At 70.1% G+C, this 20,551-nt stretch carries 32 protein-coding genes and 1 tRNA gene; 4 read left to right on the top strand and 29 right to left on the bottom strand.

The genetic code is table 11. The annotated features are described in order from the left end of the window. Nucleotides 1–39: 39 nt before the first annotated feature. The 26 genes from JM949_RS00945 to JM949_RS00820 form a co-directional block, all read right to left on the bottom strand. The gene (locus JM949_RS00945; RefSeq protein WP_203146558.1) at nucleotides 40–495 is read right to left on the bottom strand and encodes a hypothetical protein; all 456 of its coding nucleotides are present in this window, start codon (nucleotides 493–495) and stop codon (nucleotides 40–42) included. Between the two features lie 4 nt (nucleotides 496–499). Next, on the bottom strand, nucleotides 500–1,609 hold the full coding sequence (locus tag JM949_RS00940; RefSeq protein ID WP_203146557.1) for a hypothetical protein: 1,110 nt from the start codon (nucleotides 1,607–1,609) through the stop codon (nucleotides 500–502). Between the two features lie 31 nt (nucleotides 1,610–1,640). Further along, entirely contained in the window at nucleotides 1,641–2,051 is a 411-nt protein-coding gene (locus JM949_RS00935; RefSeq protein WP_203146556.1) for a terminase small subunit, read from the bottom strand. 227 nt (nucleotides 2,052–2,278) lie between these two features. Beyond that, on the bottom strand, nucleotides 2,279–2,569 hold the full coding sequence (locus JM949_RS00930; protein ID WP_203146555.1) for a hypothetical protein: 291 nt from the start codon (nucleotides 2,567–2,569) through the stop codon (nucleotides 2,279–2,281). A 312-nt stretch (nucleotides 2,570–2,881) separates the two neighbouring features. Then, nucleotides 2,882–3,085, bottom strand: a complete 204-nt coding sequence (locus tag JM949_RS00925; protein ID WP_203146554.1) for a hypothetical protein — start codon at nucleotides 3,083–3,085, stop codon at nucleotides 2,882–2,884. 5 nt (nucleotides 3,086–3,090) lie between these two features. Further along, a complete protein-coding gene (locus JM949_RS00920) occupies nucleotides 3,091–3,342 on the bottom strand; it encodes a hypothetical protein (protein WP_203146553.1) in 252 nt (83 codons plus the stop codon). A 19-nt stretch (nucleotides 3,343–3,361) separates the two neighbouring features. Then, a complete protein-coding gene (locus tag JM949_RS00915; RefSeq protein ID WP_203146552.1) occupies nucleotides 3,362–3,907 on the bottom strand; it encodes a RuvC family protein in 546 nt (181 codons plus the stop codon). A 32-nt stretch (nucleotides 3,908–3,939) separates the two neighbouring features. Then, nucleotides 3,940–4,251, bottom strand: coding sequence for a hypothetical protein (locus JM949_RS00910; protein ID WP_203146551.1), 312 nt, complete (start codon nucleotides 4,249–4,251; stop codon nucleotides 3,940–3,942). Between the two features lie 325 nt (nucleotides 4,252–4,576). Beyond that, on the bottom strand, nucleotides 4,577–6,403 hold the full coding sequence (locus tag JM949_RS00905) for a DNA primase family protein (protein WP_203146550.1): 1,827 nt from the start codon (nucleotides 6,401–6,403) through the stop codon (nucleotides 4,577–4,579). Nucleotides 6,404–6,639: 236 nt separating this feature from the next. After that, complete coding sequence (locus JM949_RS00900) at nucleotides 6,640–7,476, bottom strand: hypothetical protein (protein WP_203146549.1); 837 nt, start codon at nucleotides 7,474–7,476, stop codon at nucleotides 6,640–6,642. A gap of 84 nt (nucleotides 7,477–7,560) precedes the next feature. Next, entirely contained in the window at nucleotides 7,561–8,376 is an 816-nt protein-coding gene (locus JM949_RS00895) for a DUF2303 family protein (protein ID WP_203146548.1), read from the bottom strand. Further along, on the bottom strand, nucleotides 8,376–8,738 hold the full coding sequence (locus tag JM949_RS00890) for a hypothetical protein (protein WP_203146547.1): 363 nt from the start codon (nucleotides 8,736–8,738) through the stop codon (nucleotides 8,376–8,378). The genes JM949_RS00895 and JM949_RS00890 overlap by 1 nt, the downstream gene beginning before the upstream one ends. A gap of 74 nt (nucleotides 8,739–8,812) precedes the next feature. Beyond that, nucleotides 8,813–9,481, bottom strand: coding sequence for a hypothetical protein (locus JM949_RS00885; RefSeq protein ID WP_203146546.1), 669 nt, complete (start codon nucleotides 9,479–9,481; stop codon nucleotides 8,813–8,815). Next, nucleotides 9,478–10,836: a hypothetical protein gene (locus JM949_RS00880; RefSeq protein ID WP_203146545.1), complete on the bottom strand. Its 1,359-nt coding sequence runs from the start codon at nucleotides 10,834–10,836 to the stop codon at nucleotides 9,478–9,480. Before JM949_RS00880 ends, JM949_RS00885 begins: the two co-directional genes overlap by 4 nt. Further along, nucleotides 10,833–11,090 carry a DUF6354 family protein gene (locus JM949_RS00875; protein ID WP_203146544.1) on the bottom strand — a complete coding sequence of 86 codons (258 nt, stop codon included), beginning with the start codon at nucleotides 11,088–11,090 and terminating at the stop codon, nucleotides 10,833–10,835. Before JM949_RS00875 ends, JM949_RS00880 begins: the two co-directional genes overlap by 4 nt. Continuing rightward, entirely contained in the window at nucleotides 11,087–12,457 is a 1,371-nt protein-coding gene (locus JM949_RS00870) for an ATP-dependent DNA helicase (RefSeq protein WP_203146543.1), read from the bottom strand. Before JM949_RS00870 ends, JM949_RS00875 begins: the two co-directional genes overlap by 4 nt. Then, on the bottom strand, nucleotides 12,454–12,873 hold the full coding sequence (locus JM949_RS00865; protein WP_203146542.1) for a hypothetical protein: 420 nt from the start codon (nucleotides 12,871–12,873) through the stop codon (nucleotides 12,454–12,456). The genes JM949_RS00870 and JM949_RS00865 overlap by 4 nt, the downstream gene beginning before the upstream one ends. Beyond that, nucleotides 12,870–13,244, bottom strand: a complete 375-nt coding sequence (locus JM949_RS00860) for a hypothetical protein (protein WP_203146541.1) — start codon at nucleotides 13,242–13,244, stop codon at nucleotides 12,870–12,872. Before JM949_RS00860 ends, JM949_RS00865 begins: the two co-directional genes overlap by 4 nt. Beyond that, entirely contained in the window at nucleotides 13,241–13,837 is a 597-nt protein-coding gene (locus JM949_RS00855; protein WP_203146540.1) for a hypothetical protein, read from the bottom strand. Before JM949_RS00855 ends, JM949_RS00860 begins: the two co-directional genes overlap by 4 nt. Further along, the gene (locus tag JM949_RS00850; protein WP_203146539.1) at nucleotides 13,834–14,118 is read right to left on the bottom strand and encodes a hypothetical protein; all 285 of its coding nucleotides are present in this window, start codon (nucleotides 14,116–14,118) and stop codon (nucleotides 13,834–13,836) included. The genes JM949_RS00855 and JM949_RS00850 overlap by 4 nt, the downstream gene beginning before the upstream one ends. Beyond that, complete coding sequence (locus JM949_RS00845; RefSeq protein ID WP_203146538.1) at nucleotides 14,115–14,333, bottom strand: hypothetical protein; 219 nt, start codon at nucleotides 14,331–14,333, stop codon at nucleotides 14,115–14,117. The genes JM949_RS00850 and JM949_RS00845 overlap by 4 nt, the downstream gene beginning before the upstream one ends. Further along, nucleotides 14,333–14,794 (bottom strand): hypothetical protein, encoded by a 462-nt coding sequence (locus JM949_RS00840; protein ID WP_203146537.1) that lies wholly within the window; start codon nucleotides 14,792–14,794, stop codon nucleotides 14,333–14,335. Before JM949_RS00840 ends, JM949_RS00845 begins: the two co-directional genes overlap by 1 nt. Further along, a complete protein-coding gene (locus JM949_RS00835) occupies nucleotides 14,791–15,057 on the bottom strand; it encodes a hypothetical protein (RefSeq protein WP_203146536.1) in 267 nt (88 codons plus the stop codon). The genes JM949_RS00840 and JM949_RS00835 overlap by 4 nt, the downstream gene beginning before the upstream one ends. Next, complete coding sequence (locus JM949_RS00830; protein ID WP_203146535.1) at nucleotides 15,057–15,590, bottom strand: hypothetical protein; 534 nt, start codon at nucleotides 15,588–15,590, stop codon at nucleotides 15,057–15,059. Before JM949_RS00830 ends, JM949_RS00835 begins: the two co-directional genes overlap by 1 nt. A gap of 73 nt (nucleotides 15,591–15,663) precedes the next feature. Next, complete coding sequence (locus JM949_RS00825) at nucleotides 15,664–15,948, bottom strand: MerR family transcriptional regulator (protein WP_203146534.1); 285 nt, start codon at nucleotides 15,946–15,948, stop codon at nucleotides 15,664–15,666. Then, nucleotides 15,945–16,148, bottom strand: a complete 204-nt coding sequence (locus JM949_RS00820) for a helix-turn-helix domain-containing protein (RefSeq protein WP_203146533.1) — start codon at nucleotides 16,146–16,148, stop codon at nucleotides 15,945–15,947. Before JM949_RS00820 ends, JM949_RS00825 begins: the two co-directional genes overlap by 4 nt. A gap of 169 nt (nucleotides 16,149–16,317) precedes the next feature. Between JM949_RS00820 and JM949_RS00815 the strand changes: the two genes are divergently transcribed. After that, nucleotides 16,318–16,692: a helix-turn-helix domain-containing protein gene (locus JM949_RS00815; RefSeq protein ID WP_203146532.1), complete on the top strand. Its 375-nt coding sequence runs from the start codon at nucleotides 16,318–16,320 to the stop codon at nucleotides 16,690–16,692. Here JM949_RS00815 and JM949_RS00810 read toward each other — a convergent pair. Next, nucleotides 16,689–18,053 carry a tyrosine-type recombinase/integrase gene (locus tag JM949_RS00810; protein WP_203146531.1) on the bottom strand — a complete coding sequence of 455 codons (1,365 nt, stop codon included), beginning with the start codon at nucleotides 18,051–18,053 and terminating at the stop codon, nucleotides 16,689–16,691. The genes JM949_RS00815 and JM949_RS00810 overlap by 4 nt on opposite strands. Before the next feature lie 108 nt (nucleotides 18,054–18,161). Between JM949_RS00810 and JM949_RS00805 the strand changes: the two genes are divergently transcribed. The 3 genes from JM949_RS00805 (at nucleotide 18,162) to JM949_RS00795 (ending at nucleotide 19,144) form a co-directional block, all read left to right on the top strand. Continuing rightward, a tRNA-Phe gene (locus JM949_RS00805) sits at nucleotides 18,162–18,232 on the top strand. A gap of 242 nt (nucleotides 18,233–18,474) precedes the next feature. Further along, nucleotides 18,475–18,813 carry a hypothetical protein gene (locus tag JM949_RS00800; RefSeq protein WP_203146530.1) on the top strand — a complete coding sequence of 113 codons (339 nt, stop codon included), beginning with the start codon at nucleotides 18,475–18,477 and terminating at the stop codon, nucleotides 18,811–18,813. Between the two features lie 151 nt (nucleotides 18,814–18,964). Beyond that, nucleotides 18,965–19,144, top strand: coding sequence for a hypothetical protein (locus tag JM949_RS00795; RefSeq protein WP_203146529.1), 180 nt, complete (start codon nucleotides 18,965–18,967; stop codon nucleotides 19,142–19,144). A 170-nt stretch (nucleotides 19,145–19,314) separates the two neighbouring features. On the opposite strand, the gene JM949_RS00790 is transcribed toward JM949_RS00795, so the two are convergent. Continuing rightward, complete coding sequence (locus JM949_RS00790) at nucleotides 19,315–19,542, bottom strand: hypothetical protein (protein WP_203146528.1); 228 nt, start codon at nucleotides 19,540–19,542, stop codon at nucleotides 19,315–19,317. Between the two features lie 79 nt (nucleotides 19,543–19,621). After that, nucleotides 19,622–20,425 (bottom strand): hypothetical protein, encoded by an 804-nt coding sequence (locus JM949_RS00785; protein WP_203146527.1) that lies wholly within the window; start codon nucleotides 20,423–20,425, stop codon nucleotides 19,622–19,624. Nucleotides 20,426–20,551 lie beyond the last annotated feature (126 nt).

Genomic DNA, 20,551 nt, shown 5'->3' with positions numbered 1-20,551 from the left:
ACAGTCAAGAGATTCGGTATCGAACCATCCGGCGCGGAACTAGTTTGTGACCACCACCACGCGCGGCTTGCCCACCGGTGCCGGCAACGTCCGCGCGAGATGGACGGCGCCAGCGGCCGCGTAGACCGCGTCGACGTGCCCACCACCGGGCTGCTCTTCCCCGTCCTCATCGGCCTTGGCCGACTTGGTCTCGGCGGCCTTGATCTGACGGCTGAACACCCACGTGTCCCCGCGCCGCAGCCGCTCCGCCGACCCGACCTGACGATCGAGCAGCGGGTCACCCGAGTGCGCCAACCGCCGCGCAGTGACCTCCTTCTCGAAACCCATACACACCGCCGCGACGTCACCCCTGATCGCCTCGACCTTCACCCCCGGCGGAGGCCAGCCTTTCCGCTCGGCGAGGTCGGCGGCCGACGCCGCAGCCGGTCCCGCCGGGAGCCAGCCCAGCACCTTCGGCCGCAGCCGCGCCACCAGGCCTGGCAGCTCGCGGCGCATCTTGTCAGTGCATCCCTGCCCGACCCAGTCCTTCACGAAGTCGACCCGCACCCGCCCGTCCGGCAGCACCGCCGCGGCGTAGAGCGTGGCGTGTAGCTGGTCCGGCGCGACGTCGAGACACATCGCCACGCGCGACCGGACGGCGTCCAGGCCGCCCGACCTCAAGGCACCGCTTCCACGCGCCCGGGTCGATCGCCGGGTTCATCACCTTCACACGGATGCACATGTGCTCGGTCTTGAAGCCGTTGAGCGCCCTGCCGCCCCGAGCGACCGCGCGGCGCGCGTTGGCCAGCAACTTCCGGGCGTTCTTCCGCGTACCCAGGTTCGGGTTCGCCTGCGCGAGCGCCGCCAGGTCAAACGGATCGGCGTCCTCGGGGGCGGACCACTCCGCCAGCATCACGTCCCCGTCGCCCTCACCGCGCTCGATGAAGGCCAGCGCCGACTCCCGCAGGTCGTTCAGCACGATGCTGCGATCGTCGCCCGCGTTCGACAGGGCGAAGGTCTGCGAACCGTCCACCGCGCTGGTCGCCGGCTCGGCCGCGTCCCACGCCTCGTACGAGTGGTGCTGGCGCAGCTCGTCGGCGATGAACCGGCCGATCGACAGCGACCGGCCGCCCTCCTCGTTCGCGGCGGCGATCTTGTACCGGCACGCCTCCAGGTCGTCCGGGTCATCCGGGTTCGCCGCGTCCAGCGGCACCACGACCAGTTCCTGCTCGCCGTTGGCCTTCCGCACCCCGCTGCGCTTCGGGATCTCGGCGGAGAGCTCCAGGATGGACCGGGCGAGCTTGACCGCCTTCTTCCAGGACTCCTTGGCGTAGTCGAGCTTCGTCGACGTACCCAGCACCAGGGCGATCCGCGCCACGTACAGCCAGTAGAGGGCGAGCACCACCAGCAGTTCGGTCTTCCCGTTCTGCCGGGCCACCAGGATCAGCACGATGCTGAACCGCGGCGAGCCGTCGGGTAGCAGCTCGCCGGCGTGGACCGCCGACCACCGCTGCCACGGATCGAGCGGGTGCCGCAGCACGTCACGCGCGAACTCGTCGACGTCGAACCCGTAACTGGTCTCCGGCGTCAGCGCACAGCCGCAGCCACACGGTCCGGGCGGGCCGGTCACCAGCGGCGGCGTGAACAGCCGCGGCGTCGTACTACCCCTGACGCTGCTGACGTCGAGCTCGGAGTTCGTCGAGCTTGGAGGCGACGGGGCTGACAGGACCGACACCGCCACCGGTGGCTCCCTTCGTGTTGCGACCCGCAGCCGTCATGCCGAGCGCGGTCAACGCCGCGAGCAGCTTCGGCCCAAGATCAGACGCTACTGAATGCGCGGACAACGCCGCCTCGATCTTCGCCAGGTGCTTCTCCGCGTTCGGGTCGCTGCACTCCCGCACGGCCTGTCGCAACGCCCGCAACGGCTCCTCGTACTTCGCCAGCGGCGCCGCCTCGTCAATGAGCGCCGCGTACCGGCGGGCCAGCGCCCGAGCACCACCGTCCTGCTTCGGCACGTCCGCATCCCGTAGCGCGGCGGCCACCGCCCGGAGCATCGGCCCTTGCGTCGTCACAATCTGCTCCTACCTGATTACTGGACTGCTTTCGCAAACTCGGTGAAGCCCTCAGAGAGAGGGAAAGGACACGTACATCGGGGTGTCCCGCCCCCTCAGGATGGGAAAAAACGGACATCATGACCGCCACCAGATCAGTCGAAGCCAACGATGCCGACCACCGTGATAGGCAGGCCAGCCTCGCCCCGTGCACCGCAGTGGGCCGAGGCGTACCGAGCAGCGGGGTCTCACCACTGGACCACCGCTCCTGCCTGGTGGCATGCAACTGAGCGCACGTGGCACCGCAGGTCGTTGACGCATCGGTCAGCGAGGAAGCAGCCGTGTTGCCCCTCGCCAGGGCGCAGTGGTGGCCGCTTGATGGTGACGCCGGGCCGCGCCTCGGTCTGCTCACGCCACCTTGCTGGTGGTCTCCATCCCCAGGGTGGTGGCACCTGCCATACGCCGTCGATCTCCTCGGCGTTCAGCGTGACGTCGAGGTCGTGTGCTTCGTCGTAGATCCAGATTGGCCAGGTCACCATTGGGTCACGCTCCTGCCTGGCGGGTCGGGTAATAGGGTGGGGTCTCCGATGTGGAGGTTGCACGCGGCGCACGCTGCCACGATGTGGTCCGGGTCGTCCCCTGTGACGGTGCGGCCGAGGGTGTGGTGGGCGTGCCCGGCCTCCGGTCCGGTGAGGGGTGCGAGGCCGGTGCACTGGTGGTTGCCGGGTACCTGGTCGCACCATCCGTCGGCGTGGGCGCGGCAGCGGTAGAGGTCGCGAGCGAGGACGTAGGCGCGGAGTACGCGCCACGCCCTGGTGCTGCCCTTCGCCCACGCCTCGCTCATCGCCGGGTCAGCCCACCGTGCTCGGCTTGCTGGCGGCGAAGACGTGGCAGCACATACCAAGCGTCTGATACGCACCCAGGGTGTCCTCGCGGCCGAGGTATTCGCCGAGGGTCAGACCCGCGCGGTCGGCCTCGTCCTGGGCATGCTCAATAACCCACTCATCAGGGTCGGGGTGGTCGGTGGCGTTGACGAGCACGACGTGGTCGCCCATCTCGATCAGCCCTGCCGCTCAGTCGCCTGAGCGTTGACCGGCGCTGGCGGGTAGCCGCGGTCGTAGGCGCTGTGGCCCAGTGGGGTGACGGTGCTGTGCGCCTTGTCGATGATCTGGAATCCCGTTGCTGGTGCGGTTGGCTCGGGGCCGGTGGTGGCTTCGAACAGGCTGAGCGCCGCCGCTCGTAGGGGCTCCAGCTCGCCGTCGTGGTCGACGATGATGTGCCGGCCTCCGGCGTTGATCTCGATGCGGCTCATGGTGGGGTGTCCTTTCGGGTCAGGCCGGCAGGGGCACGTTGACGACGGTCCGGCCGAAGCGGGGTTCGTCGTGGTGCGGGCGGGTCGGGGTGGTGTCGAGCCGGGCCGGCCACTTCACGGCGGTGAGGGCTGCGCGCTGGGTGGCGGGCAGCTGGGCGTCGGGGTGGTCGAGGTGGTCGAGGCCTGCGGCGCGGAGCCAGAGCGCGTCGACCTGGTTGTCGTCGGCCAGCTCGCGGTTGAGGCGTTTGTACGCGGCGACGGCCATCTCGGGCTTGCCCGCGTTGCCGCGGCCGGTGGCGTACTTCTTGAGGGTGGCGGGGGTGGCGAGGGCGTAGGGCACGGCATGGTGGCGGAGCCAGGCGCGGATGGTGCCGTGGACCATGCCGGTGATGCCGGCGGACTTGGCGTTGGCGGGTAGGTCTTCGATGACGACCAGGTCGATGGTCCGGCCTTCGATGGCGCGGGAGATCTCGGATTCGATTTCGAGGAGTCGGGCGTCGCCGTCTCGCTTCGGTTTGATGGTGTAGGTGGTGCCGTCTGCCCATGCGATTCCGGTTGCGGTCATGGAGAGGTCGAGTCCGATTACGCGCGGCTGTGTCACTGGCTTTCCTTCACGAGGTCGTCGAAGGTGAGTTGGGTGGGGCCGTTGCAGTGGTGCTCGGCGTGGATGGTGCCGCGCAGGGTGTTGGCAGTGATTCGTTCGGGGGTGCGGTAGACGAGGTGCCGATTGTTGGTGTGGGTGTAGGTCATGAGGCCTTGGATGAGTGCGTCGATTTCTGCCTGGCGGTTGGGTAGCGGGGTGGCGTTGACGCGTGCGGGGATGCCTTCGTCGAGCGCGGTGAGGGTCGGCGCGTGGCAGCGGGGGCACCGGGTCGGTGCGGTGAGGGTGCTCTTGAAGGTGTCGCTCATCGGTGTGTCCGGTTTGCCTGGCTGCCCGGGTCGCCCATGCTGCTGCCCGGGTCGGAAACGGTGCGTGAGCTGCGGTAACCCGGCTGCCCGGGTCGTTTCCCTATCTCGGCTGCCCTGTTGACCCTGCAACAAGTTGTGTTAGGGCCACCTAAGTGACTTGTTTTGTTCTTGCGCCTTACGCGCAAGATGTTGACAAGTACCTGGGCAGACGTGGGTTGCTGCTGGTCAGATGCCGTTTTCGACCCGGGCAGGACCTGGGCGCTACCCGGGTAGCGGCGGGTAGGACCTGGGCAGTCCGGCAATTCGGACACGATCGGGGGGTGGCTCATTGGTCGTTCGCCTCCAGGAGGCCGCCGCCGAGCCAGCGGTGACGCGGCTGGAATCCTCCCGGCTCCTGTGGGGTCAGTCCGTAGACCCACCGGGCGCGTACCCCGTCGACGGTCTCCCGCTTGACCTGGATGCGTCCGTTGCCCACTGACCGCAGGTCGCGAGCGAACACCATCTTGGTGCTGACTCGGTCTCGCCCCTCTTCCTCGGCGCACCATTCTCGGTAGACGGCGAAGAGATTGTCGAGCAATACAGGTGGCGCTTCCGCGCTCTCGACTGCCCGATCTTCGATGAAGCCGTAAACGGGCGAGGTAAGCCGCATGATTTCCCGTTCGGCTTCCTGACTGCTGGTCGGCGCTTTGAAGTGTCCGCGTTTAGTGAGTCGGTCAAGTCCGTCAAGAGACCAGTTCAGGATTCCGGGTAGCTCTTCCAGGAGTGTCGAGGTGAGGTGCGGGTCTTCTTTGCCGAAGAAAGAGACTCCGAATTTGACGTGAATCATGCGGCCGGCGAGCGCCCCGGATGCGTCGGTGAATTTCGGCATGTCGTTTCCGAGGACGATGAATCGGGCGTTCAGTTTTCCGTGCCACGCTTCGCGGTTCTTGCGGTGCACGTCGCGGGAATCTTCGCCGCTGATCTTTTTCAGGATTTCGACGGCTTCGCCGACGTCGCGGATGTTCCAGTTGACATCGCTCAGGACGGCGAGGGCCTTGCCGATGAGGGGCTGCTCGCCGAAGTTACCGACGAGGCTGGACAGGCTGGGTGACGCGACGGCTTCAGGGCCGAGGAGCGCTTCGAGGATGCGGGCGATGGTCCCCTTGCCGGACCGCTTGGCGCCGAACAGGCTCGCGATCTTCTGGAGGTCGGTGCGGCCCGAAACGACGTAGCCGAACCACTCCTGGATGAACTCCTGCGCCTCGTGGTCGTCGGGCAGCACCTGGTGGAGGAACTTCTCCCAACTGCCGCAGGTGGCGTCGGGGTCGTAGGCGAACGGCAGTGACGTCAGGTTGAACCGCTTCGGCGTGTGGGGCAGGAGAGCGCGCTGCTTGACGTCGAGGACGCCGTTGGCGACCGCTACGCACTTCTCCTCTTCCTCATCCCATGGGCGGGCGAGGATGGCAGGGCCGAGAGCGTCACGGAGGTTGGCGATCTTCCCGATGGTCGGTTCCCACCGTTTGATGTCGTCACCGGCGTCCCACCGGGCGTTCTCGGTGTGGAGGTACAGCCACCGGTTGATCGCGGCGTCCTGCTGATGCGCCCACTTCGCGCCGGTCCACTCGTAGAAGTCGCCTCGCCACCAGGCCATGTGCGGTACGCCGTCGGTGGTGGTGAGCCGGGAGACGAGGACCCGCGCTACGGCCATGGGGTCCCCGGGGCTGGGGAGCAGCTCACCGGTTGCTTCGGCGGCGGCGATCTGCCCGGCGAGTTCCTGCTGGCGGCGTTGCCGTGCGGCTTCCTTGGCCTGCTCGGCTTGGCTGCGGCGTTCTTCGCGGACGATGGCGTCGAAGTCGCCGCGGGTGACTGCGGGTACGACTCGGCGGATCGCGTCTCGCCAGTCCTGGCGGGCGGTTGCCTCGAGCACGGCGACGCGGCGGATCAGCTCGCGGGCGGCGGCGAGCTGTTGATCGGCGGGGGTGTCGGCGATGGCGGCGAGCTCGGTGTAGAGGTCGCCGGGCGGCTGGGGTGCGGCTGCCTGCTGCGGGGCCGGAGTGGGGACAGGTGCGGGTGCGGTGATGCCGACGGTGAGGTCGGGGTCGTGGCCGAGGATCGCGCGGAGCAGCTCGGCTTGGTCGTGGCCGGGCTCGGGCAGCGGCGAGCCGAATCCCATCCGTCCGAGGGCACGCGCTGCGGCCTTGTGGTCGCCGCCGAAGTGCAGCGCCGTGTACGCGCCGAACTTGCTGTAGGACTCGTCGCCTTCGAGGGGGCTGGCGCTGGTGGTGAAGACGTGGAGCTTGTCGGTGCCGAGGGCGTTGGTCGACGCGCTGATGCCGCTCGGCTTGCCCGGGCGGGTCCAGTAGGTGACGTCGTCGTCGGATCGGTAGTGCTCCCGCCACCCGGCCGGCGTCAGGATCTGCGACCACTCGGCCCGCTGGTTGAAGTCCTCACCCGGGGCGACCTGGCCGGGCGCCCGGGTGCCGGTCGGGCGGCGATGAGCGGCGTGCCGGCGGCCGGGGTGGGCTCGGGCGGGGCGATGCGGGCCATGGCGGTGTCGAGGGCGGCCTGGAGCTGGGCGACGGTGTATCGGTGCTGTGTGGCGCCGATGATGCGGCAGGGGCGGGCGAGGCCGGCCTTGCGGTTGACGGTGCCGGGGATGCGGAGCACGCGGGCGAGGTCGCCGACGCCGCGCCCGTATCGCCAGCCGAGGGACGCCGCGGCGTGCTCGATGACCCGCTGCCAGTCCTTCGCGAGCGTCTTCGCGGCGTCGAGGTTGCCGGCGTTGAGGTGGTGGGGTTCGGCCAGGAGCCAGATCGGGTAGAGGCCACCGCCGGAGTGCACCCAGATGGTGGGTTCGGGCAGGCCGGTGGCCGCGATGACCGCTTGGCCGGCGTCGACGGTGGGCGGGAGATCCTGTTCGGCGTGGCCGGGGCCGGCGAGGTCGATGTCGGCCCAGAGGGCGGGCAGGGCGGCGGAGTCGGTAGCACCACCGCGGCCGCCGGCGGGCCGGTCCGTGAGCAGGGTGGTGACGCGGAGGTAGATGCCCTCGCGGCCGGCGGCGTCTAGCTCGGTGACGTAGGCGGCGGCCTGGTCGAGGTGGGTGGCGGGGAACGCGCGGCCGGCCCAGTCGCCGGTGGAGCAGATGTGTACGTGGCCGGGGCTGTCGCCGTGGAGAATGCCGAGCCAGCGGCGTACGGCGGTGGTGTCGAGGGTGACAGCCGTGCCGTGCCCTGCCGTGACGGTCATCGATGCTCCGATCTTGGTGGACCGGCCCCCACCCCGACAGCGCGGGACGGGGGCGTGTTGAGCGGGTTGAGCAGGGTGGAACGGTCAGGCGGGTGTGCCACGCAGGACGGGCACGGGCACGGCGGCGTCGATCTCGGTGATGACGCCCTCGAACGCGGTGGCGATGACGTCGGTGAGCTGGTCGAGGATCACGCCGATGCGGAGCCGGCCGTCGCCGTCGATGCGGTACCGGAGTCGGGCGGTGACGGCGTCCGCGACGGTGGCGCCCTCGTAGACCGCGATGGCCAGCTGCAGGTGGTCGGGGATGAGGAGGTCACCGCGCTGGCCGCCCGAGGCGTCGATCTGCTCGACGTAGCTGAGCTGCCGCTGACCGGACTTGAGCAGGTTGCTGGACTTGAACGACACCTTGGTGGTGGCCTGGAAGGTCTGGGCCAGCTCCAGGAGGTCGGCGGCGGTGGGGTCGAGCACGTCGGTGCGGTGGTCTTCGACGAACTCGGCGAAGGTGGTCTGCGCCATGAGGTCCCCGCTGGCCCTGTGCCAGGCCTTGAACGCGTCGCTGTGCCGCAGGGCGAGGGTGACCCGGTGCTGCTGCCATTCCGGCGCGCCGCCGTGCGGGGTGTGGGCGTCGAGGATTGCGGTGACGGTGTTGCGGTCCCGGTCGGCGTACACCTCGGCGGTGGGGCTGGCGTGCTTGGCGTAGTAGGCCAGGAACGAGGGCACGTCGCGGACGGTGGCGGTGCCGGTCTTGCGGCGGGGCTGGTCGCGGTACTGGTCGCCGGTGAGGTCGATGCGCTCGACGCCGTGCGGGGTGTTGACGATCCAGTACCCGCCGAGGGCCAGTTGCTGCGGTGCGGCGGCGGTGAGGGCGGTGTCGACGATGGTCTGGGCTTCGGTGGTCATCAGGCGCTGGCCTTTCCGGGGCTTTCGAGTCCGCGCAGCGGCAGGCTGGGCTGGTTGGGGTCGTTGCGGGTGAGGTTGCCGGCGGCGTCGGGGAAGAACACCGACGACGGAGCGGCGTCGTCGCCCTCGGGTGCCTTGCAGGTGGTCTTCCCGGTGACGATGAGGGTGCTGGTGTTGCCGGCCTTGATCGGCGCGACGGTCACCTGGAGGGTGAGGGTGCCCTTCTTGCCGGTGGAGGTGACCGCCTCAACCAGGTCGGCGAGCTGCTCGGAGAGCCGGTCGTGGGTCTTGCCGCCGCCGATCTCCTGGAGCACGGCGGCGAACGGGCGGATGGTCCGCTCGGCGGTGGTTTCCTGTGTCACGGGCTGCTGTTTCCTTCCTCGGGCCCACGCCGCCGGGTGTGGCGGCGTGGGCTCTGCTGGTGGGCGGGGGTGGGTCAGAACGGGGGGGTCTGGTTGGCGGGCTGCGCCATGGCGGCGGAGATGGCCCGCTGCTGCGTCTCGGGCAGGGCCGCCCACTTCTCGAGGTCCATGCCCGGCGGGCACGGGATGGCGACGGCGGCGGGCTGGGTGACACCGAGAGACGCGGCGGCCGACGGAGCCGCGGCGGCCGGCTGGGTCGCCGGGGCGGTCTGGGCCTGGTCGCCGAGGAGGCTGCCGGGGTCGACGGTCGGCGACTGGTAGCCGCACCGGTACTCCTTCGGCCCGCCGTCCTGGGTGCCAGCGCCGGACGCCCACTGAACGGCGATGGTGCCGCCGACCGCGAGGCCCTTGGCGCCGGCCGCCTTGATGGCGTCGCGGAGGGCGGGCTGGATGCGGGAGTGGATGAAGAGGGTCCGCATCCCGTCGTCGTCGGCGTCGACGCGCTCGTCGGTCTGGACGGTGAGGACGATCTGCCGCTTGACCTGCCCGTTGGGCCAGGTGTCGAGTTCGTCGGTGCGCTCCCACCGCTTCTTCACGGCGTCCCACTTCATCTTGAAGCAGTCCTCGACCTTGGGGTCGGCGGTGATCCGGCCCCGGCAGATGTCGCCGAGCTGGTTGAACTGGAAGGCGCGGACGCCGCCGCCCATGAGCAGGTCGTTAGCTTCGTCGAGCTGGTTACTCACTGTGTTCTCCCTGGGTTGTTGATGCGGGTCGGGTTAGGCCAGGCGATGAGGCCGCGCATCTGGTACGCGGCTTCCTGGTCGAGGTCGCCCCGGCAACCGGTCTGGTCGGCCTCGGGACCGGGGCGTTTGAACGGGCACCACGCGCAGGCGCTGCCGGGCACAGCGGGGACGGCGGGCCACCGATCGGGATTCGCGGCCAGGTCCAGGCCGTGCTCGCCGATCAGGTCGTGGGTGGCGAAGTACCGGTCGACGGCCCAGTCGGCGATGTCGGGCCGGTACTCCTCGGTCCACTCCGCGCTGTCGTTGTAGTCGTGCGAGCGGGCCAGGAACACCAGCCGCACCCAGCGGACCTTGCGGCCGGCTCGTTCGTGGCCACGCCCGTACAGGTGCGCCTGGATGCGGTACTCGGGCTTGACCAGCTCAGTGTTGGGGACCTTCTTGCGCTTGACCTGCCGCAGGGCGGTGACGCCGACGTACTTCCAGTCGACGACCGTCGCGTAGTCGTTGTCGAAGGCGTCGCCGTGGCCGGTGATCGGGTCGACACCCGGTAGGCCCGGGTCGACAGTTAGGGTCTCCTCGACCGCCCATCGGTCGCGGCCGAGCTGCCGATTGTGGAAGTGCAGCGCCTCCTCCATGAGCGTGTGCATGGCGGTGCCCTGCATCGGCGCCCACGGTGGCCGCTTGTCCTCCGGCTGCCGCACCACCCCGGCCAGCTTCATCGCGATCTGCCGCTGGCACGGGGTGCCCAGCTCGGACGGGCCGAGGCGGGTCTGCTGGCTACGGGCCCGGGAGCCGTCGAGGTCGGCGAGGACCTGGCGCATCTCTTCGACGGTCGACGGCGGGGGGCCGGCCGGGACCTGGTGAGGCTCGTTGTCCCATTCCGGAGTCGCCGGCCAGCTGCGGATTCCGTCGTCGCGCATCGGGATCATCAGCGCGTACTGCGGCGGCTGGTTGGCCATCGCGTGCTCGATCCCGGGTGCGATGTCGAGGAGGGTCGACGGCGGGACGATCAGCCCGTCGAGCGTCGGCGTAGTCGCGGGCTCGTCGACGTCGCCGCAGCACCGGCCGAGCCACCCGCCGTCACCGTCGGCGCGGATGTCGTCCATCTCTTCGGTGCGGGTGCCGCAGCTGGAGCAGGTGCCCCGGTAGCTGGCGGTGATCCACGGGCCAAGCGGCTTGTCCGACGGTGTCCGAGGCTGTCCGACAGCGTCCGACGCCAGGGCGGGCAGACAATGGGCGCACTGCGCGGCGATCAGCTCGGTGACGGCGCATCGGGGCTCGGCCGCCGGCGTGGCCGGGAGTCGGAGGTCGGCGATGAGCGCGGCCAGCTCGGCGTCGGACACAGCGGCCGTCACTTGGCACCGTCCGACACAAGCCGGTAGCCGGTGCTAGTCGGTCGGAACCGGTCGAGCCGGATTCGGGTGCGACGGCCGGGCTCGGCTTGTTGCTGTGCTTCGTGGCCGCGTGCCGGCCGGCCGCGCTGGTCGACCAGCTCGACGGTGGCGTGTGTGGCGCCAACCTCGACCACGCGGACCTTGCGGCCAGCGCTGCGGCGGTCGTTGTCGGCCCAGACCTGACCGGGCTCGACGTTAGGCGTGGGCGTCTTCATGCGAGCACCCCGTTGAGGGACGGGACGATGACGGCCTGGTGCGACGCCCGGGTCACCGCCGTATACAGCCACCGGCGGCCGTTGATGTGCCCTTCGATCGACGCGGCGGCCGACCCGAGCTCCTTGACGTGCTCCCGGTACGCCGCGTTGTAGAACACCGAGGACTCGTCGACGACGAGGACGCGGGGCCACTGGCTGCCCTGCGACTTGTGGGTGGTGATGGCCTGGGCGAACGTGGCGGCCACGACGGTCCCCCTGCCGTCGCGCTTCGCCTGCTTCTCCCCCTCCAGGTCCCGGAACCCGGACGCCCACACGCTCAGGGTCCGCTCGTCGCCGGTGTCGTCGCGGACGACCAGCTGGTAGCGGTCGGTGCGGGCGTCCTGGTGGGCGTCGAGGACGTCGAACTGCTGGCCGTTGAACACCTCGGCCTGCCCGGAGTTGGCGAGGCAGATGATCCGATCGCCGGGCTGCGGGCCACCGGTCAGGCCGCGCAGCGCCCGGAGCAGGTGGACGGCCTGCCAGCGGGTGGCGTTGCGGCCGACCAACACCTGGTCGAAGGAGAGCAGCCGGTCGATGGTGAGCCGGTCGAAGCGCCCCGACTCGCCATCGCGGCCGGCGACGTCGTACCCGCGGTCACCCGGCTGCGAGTTGCGGATGGCGGTGGCCATCCGGGTGACGGGGCTGTCGAGGGCGGACCGGTGGATCTCGGTGAGCAGGTGGTCCGGTGCCGCGTTGATGAAGTACCCGCCGCCGTCCACCGGGGGCAGCTGGGCGGGGTCACCGAGGCACAGGATGCGGGTGTTGTAGGAGAGCAGGTCCCGGGCCATACGCTCGCCGACCATCGACACCTCGTCGAGGACGAGGACGTCGGCGCCGTCCAGCTCCGACTCCTCGCGGAGGATCCAGTCCGGGGAGTCGACCTTCGCCTGCTCGCGGCGGATCTCCTGGAGCAGCTCCTCCCGCTCGGTCGGATCGTCGCTGTCGCGCATCTGCTGTTTGAGCTGTTCGAGGTGGGCGCGGACCTTTTCCACAGGCTGGTAGATCAGGCTGTGGACGGTGGACGCGTCGGCGCAGCCCTTGCCGCGGAGCACGTAGGCGGCCTTGCCGGTGAACGCGGCGTAGAGGACGCGGCGGGCGCCGAGCTGCTCCACGATGTGCCGGGCGAGGGTGGTCTTGCCGGTGCCGGCGTACCCGAACAGGCGGAACACCTGCTGGTCGCCGGCCCGGTACCAGTCGCTGATCCGGTCGATGGCTTCGGTCTGCTGCGGGGCGAACTCGAGTCCGCCGGGCCGGGCCGGCACCGTCGCCACCGTGGGGGTGGGTTCGGTGCCGACCAGGTCGGCGAGCTTCACGTCGAGGTCGGTCATGCCGGGTCCTTCGTGGTGGTGTCGATGGGCGGGCAGCCGGCGGTGGTGAAGATGTCCGCGACGGCGGCGGCCGGGTCGCCGAGCTGCTCGCGCATCTCCGCGAGCACCTGCGCGCGGTCCGGCTGCTCCGGGGCGCGCTCGGCGAGGACGGCGGTGGTGTCCATACGGCCGGTCAGCTCGCCCTCCGGGGCGGGGAGGTGCCGGTCCGGGTTGGCCCAGTGGTGCGGGGCGAGGTTGGTCCGGACCACACCCGGCAGCGGGTTGTAGTCGCGGCTGACCGGGTTGGTGATGATGCGGCGCCCGACCGTGTCGACCGGGCCGCCCTTGTCCCAGCGGTGCCGGCCACCCTGGCGAACCTGCTCGGCGGCGGTTGGCCAGGCGATGACGGCACCAGTGTTGATGTCGTGGACGGTCACCGGTCGGCCGCCTTCCGGACGTAGACCGGCTGCCACCCATCGGCGAACGGCGACGACTCGCAGGCGTCGCAGCCCTGGTCGTTGACGGGCCCCTGCGCCTTCTCGTTCCACCACTCGATGTGGCGGCACTCGTGGATGAACATCTGGGAGCCGTCCGAGAAGATGACCGGCTGGAAGGCCTCCAGCTCGTCGCAGAGGGCCGGCATGACGTTCCGTGCCTCGGCGATGAACACGGCGTTCTCGACCTGGGCGGACCCGGAGACGGGGTCCCCGATCTGCTCCGACCACACAAGCCCGTCGGGGTGCGCGGTCCACGGTGCGCGGTCGGCCTCGTTGATGAGGACGCGGAGGGCGGCGACGTCGATGCTCACCGGACCACCGCCGGGCCGTCGATGCGGTCGCCGATGAGCGCCCTGTCGAGCAGGTCGTTGGGCTGCACCTCGTACTGCCCGACCGGCAGGTCGGCGGTGGTCATCGCGGCGTGCATGAGCGCGAACATCGGGCAGTGCATTGGGCACGTCGGCGGGTGCTTCAACGTCCACACGCCGGGTTCGCTGACGACCAGGACGTGCTCAGCGGGGCCGTCCCAGACCGGGGTGTTGGTCTGGTCGGCGTACTCGGTGAGTCCGCGCTGGGCGGAGCGGAGGTCGTTCTCGGCTCCGTCGGCGTGCCGGTTCGCGGCGGTGAGCTGGGCGCGGACCTTGGTCAGTTCGTCGAGCAGGTCGTCGACGCGCCGGTTGGCCTGGTTGAGTCGGATGATCGCGAACGCGGCCACGCCGGCGAGGGCCATCCGGCCGCGGATGTTGGCCTCCAGGTCGGCGGTGAGCTGGGCGCCGTAGATGGGTTCGCCGTAGGTGGCGAGGCGGCGGGTGGTTTCCGGGTCGGCGGCGAGCTGGTCGACGTCGGCGAGGGCTTCGGTGGCCGCCTGCTCCAGGCGGCGGGTGTCGTCGGGGCTGAGGTTCACCGGTTGTCCTTCCGGTTGAAGTCGGCGGGGCGGGCGGTGGGGAGCGCCGCGAGCTGGCGGCGGAAGTCGTCGATCAGGGCCTGCTGGTCGGCGGTGAGGAACACCGTGGTGTCGAGGGGGAGCGCCTCGGTGGTGATGGCCTGGCAGGTGTCGGTGACCTTCCGGCCCTCGGCGCGGGCTTCGAGGGTCGCGTCGATCAGGACGATGAGCGCGATTCCGACGGAGACGCCGAGGGACACGGCGAGCCAGGCCAGCAGCGCGTTGAGCAGCGCATCGTTCACTTCGACCCCCCGGGGATGCGTCGGCGGGGCTGCCGGGTCGGACCGGGGGTGGTCGGTGGGATCAGGCCGAGGATCTCGGCGACCTCGTTCTCGCCCCGGTCGAGGAGGAACTTGAGTGCCTTGGCCTGCCGCTCGGCGCGGTAGAGCTTGTCCTGCTCGGCGGCGGACAGGCGGGCGGTGTTGGTGCCGCCGTCGATCCGGTCGATAGCGCCCATCACTCGACCCCGATCCGGGTGACGGTGAAGGTGCCCCCGTTGTTCCAGCCGCAGAGGATGTAGCCGGTGCCCTTCGTTAGGTCGACGACCACGTCAACCTCCCGGGACCGCAGGTGCGGCGTGGCGTACCGGTAGATGACCTCGGCGAGGTGGTTCGGGCCATCAACCGGATCGGTCTCCAGCGGGGGCACGTTGTGATTGCGGCCGACCCTGGTGAACTCGACCCGGTAGCGGGTGGCCTGCGCGGCGAGCACCGCGCGGCCGGCGTCGAGCAACCGCCAGTAGTCGCCGGACTTGTTGACGTACAGCTCGACCCAGCCGGCGGTCTGCATCTCGCGGATCGCGGCGTTGACCTTCCTGTCGCCGGAGATGTAGCTGTCGCCGATCGCGTCACGGAACACCCGGCCGGCGCGGACCTCGTCGAGCAGGGCGATACGGGTCTTCGTCGGGTGAAGGCTCACGCCGCACCGCCAAGGAGGGCGGGGTCGGTGAGCGCCTTGAGGCCGGGCGCGTGGGCCGGGAGGACGATCGGGGCGTTGGCGAACAGGCCGGTGATGAACTCGGCGCAGTTGCAGTCCTCGTCGATCAGGACGGCCCCGCAGCACGGCTTGAAGGTCACGGGGATGACCAGGTGCTGGGTGGGGACGACGGGAACGATGCACGGGCCCACGCCGCCGGTGTTCGGCCCGCCCGGCGGGATGTGCGGGGTGGATGGCTGCGTCATCACGCACCGGCCTCGGCGGGCTGCGATCCCGGCTCGGCGATCGGTTTCCTGGCGTGCACGCGGACGTTGAGACCGTCCAGCTTGAAGTCGACACCGAGGTGCTCGCCGTTGTCGTCAACCTCGGTGCCGCCGGCCGTGGCCCACGCGGTCACGTCATCAGGCGAGTTGGGGATCATCGAGAAGTTGGCGTACCAGTCGACCGGAAGCCGCTTGTCCAGGATGAGGTCGGCGAGCCGTCGCAGCCCCAGGGCCAGCTCGTACCGCTTTCCCTCGGTGCGGGCGTTGGCGATGTCCTGCTCGGTAGCGATCGTGACCAACTCGCTGGCCTTCCAGCGGACGAGCACCGGTTCCCCGCCGTTGATCGCGGTGAGGGTGGCAGCGACGCGGGGGGTGTGGTCTGCGTCGGTGTACGGGGCGACGTGGGCTACCAGCCACACCATCGGGTCGTAGTCCTGGTCGAGCTGGTGGTTGATGTGGTCGCCGGGGGTGAGGTTGTCTGCCGGGCGGTGCCGGGCGGTACGGTTGCTGGGCATCTGGACTCCTAGCTGATCGGTGGGTGTCCGGGTGGGAAGCCCTCGCCGTGGCTGCGGTGGGGGCTTCGTTCGTTCAGGCCTTCGCCGGTGTGCGGCGGCGGGCGCGCTGGCGGGTGACCCGGTTGCGGGTTTCCTCGATGGCCTTGTCGCGGTCGCTGGTCGGCGTCGGTTCCGGCGCGACGGTGTGGGCGGCGAGGAACGCTTCCAGCTGGGCGTCGGTCAGGTAGATCTCCTTGCCGATCGCGACGTGGCTGAACTGGCGCTTGCGGTCGCGCAGCCGGCGGGGCGGGATCCCGAGCTTCGCCGCGACCTCGCCGAGGGTGGTGAGGTTGGGCAGGGTGAGGGGGGTACGGGTCATCGCGTCCTCTCTTCCGCGGTGACGGTGTGGTCGTTGATCCACGTGATGAAGCTGCTGAGAGGGATGCGGACGGCCCCGTTGCGGCCGTGTCCGGTCTTCGTCGCCTTGAGCGCGCCCGACTTGATGTAGCGGGTGACGCTCCAGCGGGAGACCCGCAGGCGCTCAGCCACTTCATCGATCGTCAGGAATTGCTCTTCCACTGCGACGCCTCCACCTGCTTCACGTTGCTCCGTGATGTGCGATGCCTACGTTAACTTACGACACAACACGAAGCAACACGAAGCAGCGACAGGGTACGAAGTTGTGCCATGTCTCAAGTTGCGTCACCGTGCTATGTCCGATACGGCACGTCGTGCTACAACCTGCTACATGGTGGAGCAGTCCGAACGGGGCCCCGCGTACAACTTCTGGGCGCGGGTGAAGTCCGAACAGGCAACACGGGGCTGGTCCGACTCCGAACTGTTCCGCCAGTCAGGGGTCACACGTAACACGATCAACGGACTGAAGACGCGCAAGAGGGTGGAGGCAGCCACCGTGAACGCCATCGCCGACGCGCTCGACATCCCCCGCGACAAAGCCCACGTACTGGCTGGCCTCGTACCATCAGACGACGAGCAGCCGGACACCGAGGCGGCCGACGCCCGAGAGGCGATCCTGCGCGACCCGATCTACAACGACGAGCAGCGCGCGGCCATGCTCCAGCTCCACGACTTGTTCGCCCGCACCAACCGCGGCGAGAGCTAGCCCGCCTGATCGTCGTCGAGGAGGTCGTCCAGGGCGTCGACCGCAGCCTCCTCGGCCTCCGGCATGAGGTCGCCGTAAATCTCGGACGTGGTCGACAGCTGGGCGTGGCCGAGTCGGCGCGAGATGGCCAGGGGTGTCATCCGCCGATCACTGAACAGCCAGGCGGCGTGCGTGTGGCGGAGGTCGTGTGGGGTCGGCCGCCGGCGTAGCACCCCGGGGCAGTCGCAAGGGGACACCGCGCCCGGCTCGGGGCCGAGGTGGTCACGGCAGCGCGTCCACCCGGCTGCCGCGAGGGCGCCGCACGGCTTACCTCGGTCGTTGGTGCCGTCGTAGTCCCGACAGCGGGCCCGGACCGGACCACCCTCGGGGCGGCGTTCACCGCGGTTCGGCGGCGGGTGCTCGGCGCAGCGGCCCGCCTTGTCGAGCGCAGGGTTCCACCGGCGCTGCAAGAAGTTGCTGTAGTAGATCGGCCCACCACCGGGTGCGGTGAAGAGGAAGTCGGTGTCGGGCCGGTCGGCCAGGCAGGGCTTGAGGGTGGTCATCAGGCTGGCCCGGACCGGTGGCTGGCGGCGGCGCCGGCCTTTGGTCGTGCCGAGGTACCAGCCGCCGCGGCCGTCGCGCTTCCACGCCCGCCAGATCCGGATCCGGTCCTTCTCGCTGGGCTCGGTGGCGGGGCGGACGTGGGCGACGCTGAGTGCGGTCGCCTCGGACCATCGGGCGCCGGTGGCGGCGAGCAGCTCGACGAGCGGCCGGTCCTCGGGGGCGAAGGAGCGGAGCAGGATCTTGTACTCGGCGGGGGTGAGCCGGACCTGGGTGGGCTCGCCGGTGTCGTCGTGCTCGACCTGGTCACGCTTGTACTTGACGCCCTCGGCCGGGTTGTCGGTGATGACCTTGTCCTTGACGGCGGCCTCGAAGATCTGGTTGATGAGGGTGAAGTACCGGGTGACCGTGGTGTTGCGCAGGCCTGGCTCGTCGTCGTCCTCGGGGTCGTGCAGCTGGTTGAGCAGGGTGCCGATGGTGGTGGCGGTGACCTTGTCCATCCGCTGCTTGCCGAACGCCGGGAAGATGCGGTTCTCCAGCTGCGACCGGTAGCCGGCCCGGGTGCCGGGGGTGATGCCGGTCTTGGCCGCGAGCCACTGCGGGGCGTACTCCTCGAAGGTCGCCACGTCGGGCTCAGGCTCGGGTTCGAGGATGCCCATGTCCATGTAGATCTGGTCGCGGGTCCTCTTGCCCCGGTAGCCCTCGACGATCTGCTTGGCTTCCAGGGCCAGCTCTTCGGTGGCGAATATCGGCTGCTGCTTGCGCCCCTGGTGTCGCCAGATGACGCGCCATGACGGGCCGTGCTTCTCGATCGACGCCATGCCGGTGAACCTATGTCCCCATGGGGACAGCGGCAAGGTCCGGAGCGGTGAGTTTCCGTCACCTACCGTGCGGACCGCACATGGTGAATCGGGACAGAGCAGGACACCGACAGGTCATGATCACTGGCCGTGGCAGACTGAAAATCGGAAGGTCGGCGGTTCGACCCCGCCCCTGGCCACATAGCCTTTCGCCGGGCTACAGGAACGCCGACCAGCGAAGCCGCGGGTCGGCGTTCTGCTTTTGGCAGGCGACACGAGAAGCCAGCTTGGCTCGGACCGACCGCTGTTGGCCCCTGGCGGCCGTTGCCACACGCTCGGCCGGTGGTAGTGATCTTCGAGGCCGCCGCCCGCTGTCGTCGGCGCATCGGATGTCCTAGGGTTGCTGCTGACAGTACGAGCACCGCCCGCGGAGGGACACGCGATGGCAGCCCGCAGGACCGCGATTGCGGGGTTCGTGGGCGTGCTGATGCTGCCCTTGGGGTTCGGTGCCGTGATTGCTGGACTCGTCGCGCTGCTGGGTGGTCTGCTCAGCTCCGACGAGGGACCGGCGACGTGTGATGGAAAGGTCATGAGCCCCAGCGACTGGTGCAACATCGTCCGGGACGGACGGGGTGAGCTGGTCAGCTACGAAGAGATGGCGCGGCGCAAGGACAGCAGCAAGAGGGACGGGCTGATCATCGGCAGCGTCTTTCTCGGCGGAGGCACGGTGCTGCTGCTCGGCGGTCGGTCGCTCTTCCGCCGCGCCTCCAGCGTGTCGTGACCCGCCCGGTGATCCGGCCTTCCCCGCAGCGGGGTGGGATCCTGCTGTTTGCGGTGCTTCCGCCGCTACCCCTGCTCGACCACTGCTGAATGTCCCGTGTTCATCGTCCGCACCTACGCTCCCGCCCGTGGACAAGAGGCCTGGCGGGACCGTGGAGACCATCGGAACACTCGGCGCTGTTGTCGGCGGCGCCCTCTTCGTCATGGGCCTGACCGGCGACAGCTATCGCGGCGACCTTCTCGTGGTCGGAGCGCTGCTGGTGATCGCGGGCCTGCTGCTGCGCATCGAGGCAGCCGTGCTGGCAGCCCGCTGGCGCGGACCAAACTTCTGACCTGGCCCGTTCCAACGGACCAGCGGCACCACCGACACATGATCGACTCGACTTCCGTGATGTCGGGGTATCCCAGCGCTCGCGACACCGCGATATCAAGGAAGCCGAGTCGATCACGGTCCGGCAGCGCGGCTCCCGCGGCACCGCACCCGTAGGCGGGTGGCGCGGCGTCAGTGGTCGCGGCGACCCTGCGGGCGGTGCTGCGCCACGCCGCCCTGGATCGCCTCCCATACGCTGCGTCCGGCCTGTCGCAGCGTCTCCCCCGCCTGCTCGGCGAGCTGCGCCGCGCTCTGTGCCGCCGCCTGGGCCGCGCCCGGCAGACCGCCGTCGCCACCCCCGGACGAACCGGTGCCGGCTTCACCCGATTGACCCTGCCGGTCGCGAGACTCCCCGGCCACCGAACCCGACGGCCCCGCCGAACCCGATGGCCCCGCCGAACCCGCCGGACCATGGCCCGTCGCTGCCCGTCGTTGTTCCTCACCAGAATCCTCGGCCCGCCTTCCGTCGGGGTGACGCGGCTGCTCGGGTCGCCCGCCTTCCGGGCGGCGACCCTCCGGAGGTCCGGCCGCCAGCCGACGACCCTCCGCCCCATCGCCCCGCGGGCCCTCCGGACGCCGGCCCTCCGGACGCCCCTCGCTGCCTGACCAGGACCGCCCGCCAGCGGCCCAGGTCCCCCGGCGTGGGGCCCAGGTTTTCCGGCGGGAGGCCCTCCACCGGCGTGAGGCTCCCCACCGGCGTGAGGCGCCGGCCCTGCCCCGGCCGACCAGGACCCGGCCGATCGAGACCCGGCCGCGCCGGAGTCGGCCGGGCGCGGTCGGCGGCGGCGCCCACCCCCCGGCCCGGTTCCTTCGGTACGTCGTCGGAGTGCACTGCCGACGCCCTGACCTCGGCAGCTCCGGCGGCCAGTTGTTGGGTGCTGCGGTTCACGTCGTCGATGGCGGTGCCGGCCGTTCGAGCGAGCGCCTCGATGATCTGCGGGTCGTTGTCGAGCGTGTCGAGGGCCCGCCCCAGGATCCTGGTCAGCTGCTCCAGCCGTACCCGCAGCTGCGCCTCGGCGTGCACTCCGTTGACGTCCAGTTCGCAGCCGCTCAGATGCACCCGTACGCCGGCGTCGACCTGGAGCAGGTTCGCCACCCGGGCCCGCAACGACAGGTCGGCGTCCAGACCGTCGACCGCCAGCCGGATCGAGTCGACGGACAATTTCGGAATGTCGAGCAGGACGTCGGGGTCGGTGCTGTCGACGTCCCGGTCCGGCCCTCGCTGCTGCCTGCTCTCGCTCATGCTCTCCCGCCCCCACCCGCACACCGTCCCGGTCGTCCGGCGCGGTTACCCGCTTTCCCGCGGGCCATCCGGTGCGTGAGGGCTCAGCGACCCGCTGTCCGGAACCGGGCACCGCGCGAAGCTGCA

Source organism: Micromonospora tarensis, from assembly GCF_016803395.1.
In the GTDB taxonomy this organism is placed as follows: domain Bacteria; phylum Actinomycetota; class Actinomycetes; order Mycobacteriales; family Micromonosporaceae; genus Micromonospora; species Micromonospora tarensis.
The sequence above is the reverse complement of the archived record's forward strand: the minus strand, read 5'-3'. Positions and strand labels throughout refer to the sequence as shown.

What these genes read in the sequence shown, in the direction of transcription:
- JM949_RS00815 (WP_203146532.1), top strand. Translation starts at nt 16,318, where the DNA reads ATGGTGGAGCAGTCCGAACGGGGCCCCGCGTACAACTTCTGGGCGCGG.
- JM949_RS00900 (WP_203146549.1), bottom strand. Translation starts at nt 7,476, where the DNA reads ATGACCGTCACGGCAGGGCACGGCACGGCTGTCACCCTCGACACCACC.
- JM949_RS00825 (WP_203146534.1), bottom strand. Translation starts at nt 15,948, where the DNA reads ATGACCCGTACCCCCCTCACCCTGCCCAACCTCACCACCCTCGGCGAG.
- JM949_RS00920 (WP_203146553.1), bottom strand. Translation starts at nt 3,342, where the DNA reads ATGAGCCGCATCGAGATCAACGCCGGAGGCCGGCACATCATCGTCGAC.
- JM949_RS00910 (WP_203146551.1), bottom strand. Translation starts at nt 4,251, where the DNA reads ATGAGCGACACCTTCAAGAGCACCCTCACCGCACCGACCCGGTGCCCC.
- JM949_RS00845 (WP_203146538.1), bottom strand. Translation starts at nt 14,333, where the DNA reads ATGGGCGCTATCGACCGGATCGACGGCGGCACCAACACCGCCCGCCTG.
- JM949_RS00930 (WP_203146555.1), bottom strand. Translation starts at nt 2,569, where the DNA reads ATGGTGACCTGGCCAATCTGGATCTACGACGAAGCACACGACCTCGAC.
- JM949_RS00895 (WP_203146548.1), bottom strand. Translation starts at nt 8,376, where the DNA reads ATGACCACCGAAGCCCAGACCATCGTCGACACCGCCCTCACCGCCGCC.
- JM949_RS00945 (WP_203146558.1), bottom strand. Translation starts at nt 495, where the DNA reads ATGCGCCGCGAGCTGCCAGGCCTGGTGGCGCGGCTGCGGCCGAAGGTG.
- JM949_RS00810 (WP_203146531.1), bottom strand. Translation starts at nt 18,053, where the DNA reads ATGGCGTCGATCGAGAAGCACGGCCCGTCATGGCGCGTCATCTGGCGA.
- JM949_RS00800 (WP_203146530.1), top strand. Translation starts at nt 18,475, where the DNA reads ATGGCAGCCCGCAGGACCGCGATTGCGGGGTTCGTGGGCGTGCTGATG.
- JM949_RS00785 (WP_203146527.1), bottom strand. Translation starts at nt 20,425, where the DNA reads ATGAGCGAGAGCAGGCAGCAGCGAGGGCCGGACCGGGACGTCGACAGC.
- JM949_RS00925 (WP_203146554.1), bottom strand. Translation starts at nt 3,085, where the DNA reads ATGGGCGACCACGTCGTGCTCGTCAACGCCACCGACCACCCCGACCCT.
- JM949_RS00875 (WP_203146544.1), bottom strand. Translation starts at nt 11,090, where the DNA reads ATGAAGACGCCCACGCCTAACGTCGAGCCCGGTCAGGTCTGGGCCGAC.
- JM949_RS00905 (WP_203146550.1), bottom strand. Translation starts at nt 6,403, where the DNA reads ATGGGATTCGGCTCGCCGCTGCCCGAGCCCGGCCACGACCAAGCCGAG.
- JM949_RS00915 (WP_203146552.1), bottom strand. Translation starts at nt 3,907, where the DNA reads ATGACCGCAACCGGAATCGCATGGGCAGACGGCACCACCTACACCATC.
- JM949_RS00835 (WP_203146536.1), bottom strand. Translation starts at nt 15,057, where the DNA reads ATGACGCAGCCATCCACCCCGCACATCCCGCCGGGCGGGCCGAACACC.
- JM949_RS00870 (WP_203146543.1), bottom strand. Translation starts at nt 12,457, where the DNA reads ATGACCGACCTCGACGTGAAGCTCGCCGACCTGGTCGGCACCGAACCC.
- JM949_RS00830 (WP_203146535.1), bottom strand. Translation starts at nt 15,590, where the DNA reads ATGCCCAGCAACCGTACCGCCCGGCACCGCCCGGCAGACAACCTCACC.